Genomic DNA, 7,840 nt, shown 5'->3' on the forward strand with positions numbered 1-7,840 from the left:
CCTCAGACGCGGAACACCCGCATCTGCAGGGCGAGTGTGGAGTAGTAGCCGACGAGCGTGGTCAGCTCGAACACCGTCTCCCGGTCGAGCGGCGGGACGCAGGACGACCACGTCTCGTCGTCCACGTCGCCGGCGGCGAGGGCGCGGGTGAGGCGCAGGACGGCGGCCTCCGCGGGATCGCCGAGGTCGAGCGGCGCCTGGGCGGCGATGGCGGCGAGCTCCGCGCCGGTGAGGCCGGCCGACCGCCCGACCGCCTCGTGGGCGGTGCGCTCGAACTCGCTCTCCCAGGCCGCGGCCACGACCAGGATCGCCATCTCCCGGGCCCGCCCGGTGAGCGCGCCCTCGTAGCGGACGGCGGCGCCGAGGCGCTGCAGGGCGTCCCCGAGCGGCGGGCGCAGCAGGAACTCGTTGAACGGCCCGAGCAGGGTGCCCGACTCCGAGACCAGGTCGAACAGCCGGGGCCCCTCGGCGCGCGGCCCCTCGGTGATCGACCGGTACACGGCCAGCCGGTCGCCGTCCAGTTCGTCCGGTGTGAAGGCATGCTGTCGTCTCATGTGTCCTCAGTGTCGCAAGCGGGGGCGGTCCCTTGACGATCTCCACCGGGCGGCAAGATACTCTTATTGGTGAAAGTAAGTTTCACTCAGTGAAAGTATAGGGAAGCTGGGGGCGCACGTGGCCGACGGGTCGGATTGGCTGGGGCTGCGCGGCGCACGGGTGCTCGTCCTCGGCGCGGGCGGGATCGGCGCCGAGTGCGCCCGCGGATACCTCGGCGCGGGGGCGGCCGTCACGGCGGTCGACCGGGACCCCGGCCGCCTGGACGCCCTGCCCGCGGCCCCGGACGGCACCCGGCCCCACACCCTCGCCGCCGACCTCACCGAGCCGGGCGCCGGCGCGGCCGCCGTCCGGCACGCGCTCGGCGCGATGGGCGGCCTGGACGTGCTCCTGCACTGCGTCGGCGTCAACGACCGCCGGCCGATCCTGGAGTTCACCGAGGCCGAATGGGACGGGATGCTGCGGACCAACCTGTCCACCGCGTTCGGCGCGGCGCAGGCGGCGGGCCGGCACATGACCGGCGCGGGCGGCGGGCGGATCGTCCTGCTGTCCTCGGTCTCCGGGCACCTCGCGCACAAGAGGCACGGCCCGTACGCCGCGTCCAAGGGCGGCATGAACCAGATGATGCGGGTCATGGCGGCCGAGTGGGCGTGCCACGGGGTCACGGTGAACGCGGTCGCGCCCGGCTACGTCGAGACGCCGCTGACCGCCGCCCACCTCGCGGAGCCGGGCGTCCGCGAGGACCTGGTCCGGCTGGTCCCGGCCGGGCGGCTCGGCACCCCCGCCGAGGTCGTCGGCCCGATCCTGTTCCTTTCCTCGCCGCACGCGGCGTTCATGACAGGGCACATCATGTACGTCGACGGCGGACGCACCCTCGTATGAGGTTCCAGGGGGTGTGGGAGTTCGTCCCCCCGGCCACGACACGTAGAGGAGAACTCACATGAGCACGGAGCAGAAGATCTTCCCGCGGTTCGCGGGGAAGACGGTGCTGGTCACGGGGGCCGGCACCGGCTTCGGCGCCGAGATCGCGGTCCGCGCGGCGCAGGAGGGCGCCCGGGTCGGGGTCCACTACAACAGCTCGAAGGAGGGCGCCGAGCGGACCGCGGAGCGTGTCCGGGACGCCGGCGGCGAGGCGTTCGTGGTGCAGGCCGACATCTCGTCCTGGGACTCGATCCGCCGCCTCGCCGACGAGTCCTTCGCCCAGGCCGGCGCCCTCGACGTGCTGGTCAACAACGTCGGGGACGTGGCGACCGAGCAGATGTCCTGGCGCGCCCTGACGCAGGAGTCCCTGGACCGCGTCATCGACGTCGACGTCAAGGGCACGCTGCTGATGACGCACGAGTTCGGCTCCCGGATGCTCGACCAGGGCCACGGCGCGATCGTGAACATCGGGTCGACCGTCGTGGTCCGGGGCAGCGCGCGGGCGCCCCAGTACGCCGCCGCCAAGTACGGGCTGCTCGGCATCACCAAGTCGTACGCGGCGGCGTTCGCGCCGTCCGTCCGCGTCAACACGTTCGCGCCCGGCTTCATGGAGACCGGCGCCACGCTGGAGCGCGAGGACTGGAAGTCGGGGCGGCGCGAGAAGCTCATCGCGCAGACGCCGATGGGCCAGATCCCGCCGCCCGAGGTGGTCGCGGGCACCGCCCTGTTCCTCGCCACCGAGGACGCCTCGCACATCACGGGCGCCTACATGCTCGCCGACGGCGGGTTCAACATGGTCGGGGCCTGAGAGGAGGACGACCGATGAAGCTGATCACTTTCGACGAGGGCCGGGTCGGCCGGCTGGACGGCGACGACGTCATCGAGCTGGACGTCCCGTCCACGCGCGCGTTCTTCGAGCGCGGCGGCACGGCGGCCGAGACCGGCGAGCGGCTGAAGCTGGCGGACGTCCGGCTCCGCGCGCCGATCAGGCCGAAGAAGTTCTTCCACACCGCCGGCAACTTCGCCGACCACCACGAGGAGCTGCAGGCGGTCAACTGGTCGCATCCGGTGCACAAGGGCATCGTGTTCTTCCAGAACGTCGACGCGATCATCGGCCCGGACGACCCGGTCGTCTACCCGGAGCACCTCACCAAGGAGCTGGACTACGAGCTCGAACTGGCCGTCGTCATCGGCAAGCCGGGCAAGTTCTTCGGCCCCGACGAGGCGCTGGAGCACATCGCCGGGTTCACCGTCTTCAACGACATCACGGCCCGCGACATCCAGCGCCGCGAGATGGAGTCGGGCGTGTTCTCCTTCAGCAAGGCGATCGACACGTTCTGCCCGATCGGCCCGTGGATCGTCACCGCCGACGAGATCGGCGACATGCAGAACCTCGCCATGGAGCTGCGGGTGAACGGGCAGACGCGGCAGACCGGGCACACCAAGCAGATGCGGGTGTCGATCCCGCACCTGGTGGCCTACCACTCGCCGCAGACCTACAGCGCGGGCGACATCCTCACCACGGGGACGGTCTCGGGCGTCGCCGCCGTCCAGCCGGACCCGTTCGAGTTCTACCTGCGTCCGGGCGACACCGTGGAGGCCGAGATCGAGGGCGTCGGGACGCTGCGCAACCCCGTGGTCTCCTGGGAGGACGCGCACGGCGAGCCCGCGCCGGAGAAGGTCGACTGGTGAGGCTCGCCAACCTGGACGGGCGCGCGGCCGTCATCGCCGGTGACAGCGCCGTCGACGTCGCCGAGGCGAGCGGCGGCCGGTTCTCCGCCGACCCGCAGGCCGCCTTCGCCGACTGGGACGGGTTCCGCGACTGGGCCGCGTCCGCCGACCCGGCGCGCGGCAAGCCGTTCGCACCGGAGGAGCTGGGCCCGCCCGTCCCGCGCCCGGCCCAGGTGTTCGCGATCGGCGTCAACTACGCCGCGCACGCGAGCGAGGCCGGTTACCCGCCCGACTCCACGCCCGTGACCTTCACCAAGTTCCCGAGCTGCCTCGCCGGGCCCGTCTGCGAGGTCGAGCTGCCGACCGGCACCGTGGACTGGGAGGTGGAGATGGTGCTGGCGGTGTCCCGGGAGGCCGTCCGGATCCGGCGGGAGGACGCCTGGGACCACGTCGCCGGCCTCATGGCGGGCCAGGACCTCTCCGAGCGGACGTCGCAGCTCGCCGGGGCCAGGCCGCAGTTCAGCCTGGCCAAGTCGTTCCCGGGCTTCGGCCCGACCGGCCCCTGGCTGGTCACGCCGGACGAGTTCGACGACCCGTCCGACCTGGCCATCTCGTGCAGCCTGTCCGGCGCGACGATGCAGAGCGCGCGAACCTCGGCGATGATCTACGACGTGCCCGAGCTGCTCGTCCGGCTGTCGCGGGTCTGCCGGCTGTTCCCCGGCGACCTGGTCTTCACCGGGACGCCGGCCGGCGTCGGCAACGCCCGCTCCCCCAAGCGCTTCCTCCGCCCGGGAGAGGTCCTCGTCAGCGAGCTGGAGGGGGTGGGCCGGCTGACCCAGCGGTTCACCGCGGCGCCGGACGGCGCGTGATGGCGGCGGTCCACGAGGGCGTCGAGTACGCGACCCGGACCGGGTACCGGCCGCTGCTGCTGGACCTCTACCTGCCCGAGGCCGAGCGGCCGCCCGTCATCCTGTTCCTGCACGGCGGCGGCTGGCGGCGCGGCTCGCGCCGCGACTTCGGCGAGGCGTTCGCGGGCTGGCGGCCGGGCCCGCTGGAGCGGCTCGCCGCGGCCGGGTTCGCGGTGGCGGCCGCCGACTACCGGCTGACGGGCGAGGCCCGCCATCCCGCGCAGGTGGACGACGTCCGCGCGGCGGTCGAATGGCTGCGCGGCCATGCCGGCGAGTACGGGTTCGACGGTTCCCGGATCGTGGCGTGGGGCGCGTCGGCGGGCGCCCACCTGGCCGCACTGGCCGCGCTCACCGGGCCGGGGATCGCGGCGGTCGTGGGCTGGTACGGGGTGTACGACCTCGCCACGATGCCGGGCAGCGCCGACCCGGCATCGCGGGAGGCCCTCCTGCTGGGCTGCGTGGTGCGGGACGCGCCCGCCCTCGCCGCCGAGGCCAGCCCGGTCGCGCACGTCCACCCGGACGCGCCGCCCTTCCGGCTCTGGCACGGGACCGCCGACCGGATGGTCCCCTACACGCAGAGCGGCCGGATGGCGGCGGCGCTGCGCGGCGCGGGCGCCTGGGTCGACCTGCTGCCGGTCGAGGGCGCCGACCACATGTGGCGGGACGCACCCGACGTGGCGGCCGTCTTCGAGGCGTCCCTCCGGTTCGCGAGAGAGGTGACGGAATGAGCGAGATCGTCTTCACCGGTGGTTCGGTGTTCGACGGGACGGGCCGCGAGTCCTTCCCGGGCGAGGTCGTCGTGCGCGACGACCGGATCGTGCGCGTCCTCCCGGGCCACTCGCCGCCGCCCGAGGGCGCCGCCGTGGTCGACTGCGCGGGCGGCACGGTGATTCCGGGGCTGGTCGAGGGGCACGCGCACCTGACGTTCCCCTCGGCGGTCGGCCATGTGGAGCCGGGCTTCAACCCGCCCGTGGACGTGTCGTTCTTCGAGCGTCCACCCACGGCCGAGGAGCACCTGGCACTCGCCGAACGCAACGCCCGCATCCTCCTGGACGCGGGCTTCACCAGCGCCTATTCGGCGGGCTCGCTCACTCCGGGCAACGTGGAGGTCCGGCTCCGCGACCGGATCGCGGCCGGCGAGGTGCCGGGCCCGAGGCTGCGCGCGGCGAGCTTCGAACGCGACAACAACCCCGTCCGGCACGGCGCCGAGGCCACCGCGCCGGCCGGCCTGGCGCGGTTCATCGCGGACCAGGCCGCCCTCGGGTTCGACTCGGTCAAGCTGCTCCTCAGCAACGACGACGTGTTCGTCCCGGGCGGCTCGATGCAGACCCAGTACACCGCCGAGGAGGCGGCCGCCGCCGGGGCCGCCGCGCGGGCGGCGGGAGTGTGGCTCAACTGCCACGCCCAGAACCCCGAGTCGATCAAACTGGCCGTCCGCAACGGGTTCCGGTCGGTGTACCACTGCTCCTACGCCGACGAGGAGGCGCTCGACCTCCTGGAGGAGCACAAGGACGACCTGTTCACCGCGCCCGCCGTCGGCATCATGTGGGCGAACGTCCACGAGGCCGCGGAGTTCGGGATCGACCGGGCCATGGCCGACCGCATGGGGTCGGTCGCGCAGCTGGAGGCCCAGACGGCGCTGTATCCGGAGATGCGGCGGCGCGGCATCCGCGTCCTGCCGGGCGGCGACTACGGCTTCCCGCAGACGCCGATCGGCCGCAACGCCCGCGACCTCCAGCTCTTCGTGGACCTGTTCGGCTACACCCCGGCGGAAGCGCTGGTCGCCGCGACGAAGTGGGGCGGCGAGGTCATGGGCATGGCGGACGAGCTGGGCGTGCTCGCCCCCGGCTACCTCGCCGACCTGCTGGTCGTGCGGGGCGACCCGTCCCGCGACGTCGCGCTGCTCCAGGACCCGGCAAACCTGATCGCGATCGTGCAGGGCGGCCGGTTCCGCAAGGCGCCCGCCTGAGCGCGGGTCAGCGGCCCCCGAGCAGGCGGGAGATCTGCGCGCACGTCTCCTGGACCAGCGGGCGCACCTCGTCCAGGAGGCGGGCCGCGGGCACCTCCATCGCGGGGACGGCCACGTTGACCGCGGCCACGACCGTCCCAGAGGCGTCCCGGACGGGCGCCGCGACCGACCGGAGCCCGTAGGCCAGTTCCTCGTCCTGCAGTGCCCATCCCCGGGCCCGGGTGTCCGCGAGGACGGGCCGGAGCCCGTCCAGCGAGGCCACGGCGTTGGGGCCGGCCGGCCCCGCGAACGACTCCGCGGTCAGTACCCGTTCCAGCCCGGCGTCGTCGAGCTGGGCGAGCAGCACCTTGCCCATCGAGGTGCGCACGGCGGGGAGCCGCGACCCCACCTGGATGTTGGCCGTCACCAGGTCGTTGTTGCGCAGCCTCACCAGGTACAGGACGTGGTCGCCGGACAGGACGCCGAGGTTCACCGTCTGCCCGGTGGCGGCGACCAGGCCGCGGAGCGGGCCGTCGGCGAGCTGAACGAGGTCGAGGCTGCGCAGCGCCGAGAAGCCGAGCGTCAGCACCTTGGGCGCGGGCCGGTACGCGCCGTCCGGCAGCTGCTCCAGGAACCCTTCGGCGGTGAGGGTGGACGCCATCCGGAAGGCGGTGGGCAGGGGCAGGCCCGCCGCGGCGGCCATGTCGGTCAGCTTCATGGCCGGGCGCTGCTCGGAGAACAGCCCGAGGATGCGCAGGCCCTTCGCCAGCGCCTCCACGTGGTAGCCGCTCTTGGGCCGGGCCGCCCCGCCGGCGGGGCGGGGCGTCGTTCGGTCACGCGGCGGCACGCACGCCTCGCTCTCACTGTGTCGCGGTCGATGCGCCTTTCATCCTACGGAAGCGGTGGTCGAGCGCGATTCGGCGCGATGATCCCGGCCCGCGGTGAAGAAGCCGATGAGCGCGGCGATCGCGGCGACGGCCTCCCCGGCGAGGCTGATCGTCTTGTCGCTGGACCACGTCGGGTCGTACATCTTCGGAAGCGGGCCGAGCTGCCCGACATCGACGGAGTAGTACAGCAGTACCGCGCCGGCGGCGCTCGCCGCGACGATGAACGCGATCGCGTAGGTCCAGCGCCGGGCCCAGAACAGCACGAGCAGACCCGCCACGACCGCCACGACGGCCTCGGCCCGGAACAGGTCGTCCGCGTGGATGGTGCTGCTCGGAGAATGGGGCCCTGGGGAGAAGTCGGGTGCCAGCCGCCAGTGAACGACGGCGTCGGCCGCGAGTCCCGCGGCCACGAGTAGACGAAGAACTATGCCCATACCCATTGCACGGTGATACCCGCCCGCCGGATCAACCCGCCGGAACATTTCGGCAAAACCCGGTCACGGACCGTGCAAGGCCGCCCGCCGTCATCCGGCGCGGCGGGTGCTGACCCGGCGATAACTCCAGTACAGAAGCCCGAAAAGAATGAAGCCGGAAAGGATGAGGCTCGCGCCGGCGCTCCATCCGCTGAACGGCAGCTCGGGGACGAGGCCCCAGGCGACGCCCGCGCCGATCAGCGCCAGCCCGGTCAGGATCGAGCCGGTGAGGCGCCACCACGAGGTCACGCTCTCCTCCGCCGCCTGGATCGCCCGCTCCCGGACGGGCTCGACGTACCGGTCGACGCCCGGGAACTCGCGCGCCAGGATGAGCAGCCCCGCCAGCACCAGCAGCAGGCCCGGCCCCGGCAGGACGAGCAGGGCGACCCCGGCCAGCAGGACGGCACCGCCCGCGACCAGCACCAGGGCACGCCTGGTGGACCTCCCGTATCCCATGCTTTCCCCCCGTCCGTCCGGGTG

10 protein-coding genes are annotated in these 7,840 nt (G+C 73.2%); 6 read left to right on the top strand and 4 right to left on the bottom strand.

Annotated elements, in window-relative coordinates; translation table 11 throughout:
- Positions 1–2: 2 nt before the first annotated feature.
- Entirely contained in the window at positions 3–554 is a 552-nt protein-coding gene (locus E1293_RS22405; RefSeq protein ID WP_132199410.1) for a carboxymuconolactone decarboxylase family protein, read from the bottom strand.
- Between the two features lie 118 nt (positions 555–672).
- Between E1293_RS22405 and E1293_RS22410 the strand changes: the two genes are divergently transcribed.
- Genes E1293_RS22410 through E1293_RS22435 form a run of 6 tightly spaced genes read left to right on the top strand, consistent with a single transcriptional unit; the run spans position 673 to position 6,021 of the window.
- Positions 673–1,434: an SDR family NAD(P)-dependent oxidoreductase gene (locus E1293_RS22410; protein WP_207939019.1), complete on the top strand. Its 762-nt coding sequence runs from the start codon at positions 673–675 to the stop codon at positions 1,432–1,434.
- 58 nt (positions 1,435–1,492) lie between these two features.
- Entirely contained in the window at positions 1,493–2,281 is a 789-nt protein-coding gene (locus tag E1293_RS22415) for an SDR family NAD(P)-dependent oxidoreductase (RefSeq protein WP_132199412.1), read from the top strand.
- 14 nt (positions 2,282–2,295) lie between these two features.
- Positions 2,296–3,165, top strand: coding sequence for a fumarylacetoacetate hydrolase family protein (locus tag E1293_RS22420; protein ID WP_132199413.1), 870 nt, complete (start codon positions 2,296–2,298; stop codon positions 3,163–3,165).
- A complete protein-coding gene (locus E1293_RS22425; RefSeq protein ID WP_132199414.1) occupies positions 3,162–4,013 on the top strand; it encodes a fumarylacetoacetate hydrolase family protein in 852 nt (283 codons plus the stop codon). The genes E1293_RS22420 and E1293_RS22425 overlap by 4 nt, the downstream gene beginning before the upstream one ends.
- Complete coding sequence (locus E1293_RS22430) at positions 4,013–4,780, top strand: alpha/beta hydrolase (protein WP_132199415.1); 768 nt, start codon at positions 4,013–4,015, stop codon at positions 4,778–4,780. The genes E1293_RS22425 and E1293_RS22430 overlap by 1 nt, the downstream gene beginning before the upstream one ends.
- Entirely contained in the window at positions 4,777–6,021 is a 1,245-nt protein-coding gene (locus tag E1293_RS22435) for an amidohydrolase family protein (protein WP_132199416.1), read from the top strand. Before E1293_RS22430 ends, E1293_RS22435 begins: the two co-directional genes overlap by 4 nt.
- Before the next feature lie 7 nt (positions 6,022–6,028).
- Here the strand turns inward: E1293_RS22435 and E1293_RS22440 are convergent, their stop codons facing one another.
- From E1293_RS22440 to E1293_RS22450, 3 genes are all read right to left on the bottom strand, one after another.
- Positions 6,029–6,847 (bottom strand): IclR family transcriptional regulator, encoded by an 819-nt coding sequence (locus E1293_RS22440; protein WP_132199417.1) that lies wholly within the window; start codon positions 6,845–6,847, stop codon positions 6,029–6,031.
- Between the two features lie 39 nt (positions 6,848–6,886).
- Entirely contained in the window at positions 6,887–7,297 is a 411-nt protein-coding gene (locus E1293_RS22445) for a hypothetical protein (RefSeq protein ID WP_132199418.1), read from the bottom strand.
- Positions 7,298–7,411: 114 nt separating this feature from the next.
- Positions 7,412–7,840, bottom strand: a 429-nt coding sequence (locus E1293_RS22450; RefSeq protein ID WP_243716399.1) for a PGPGW domain-containing protein, incomplete at its 5' end; no start/stop codon positions are given.

The organism is Actinomadura darangshiensis, assembly GCF_004349235.1.
GTDB classification, from domain to species: domain Bacteria; phylum Actinomycetota; class Actinomycetes; order Streptosporangiales; family Streptosporangiaceae; genus Spirillospora; species Spirillospora darangshiensis.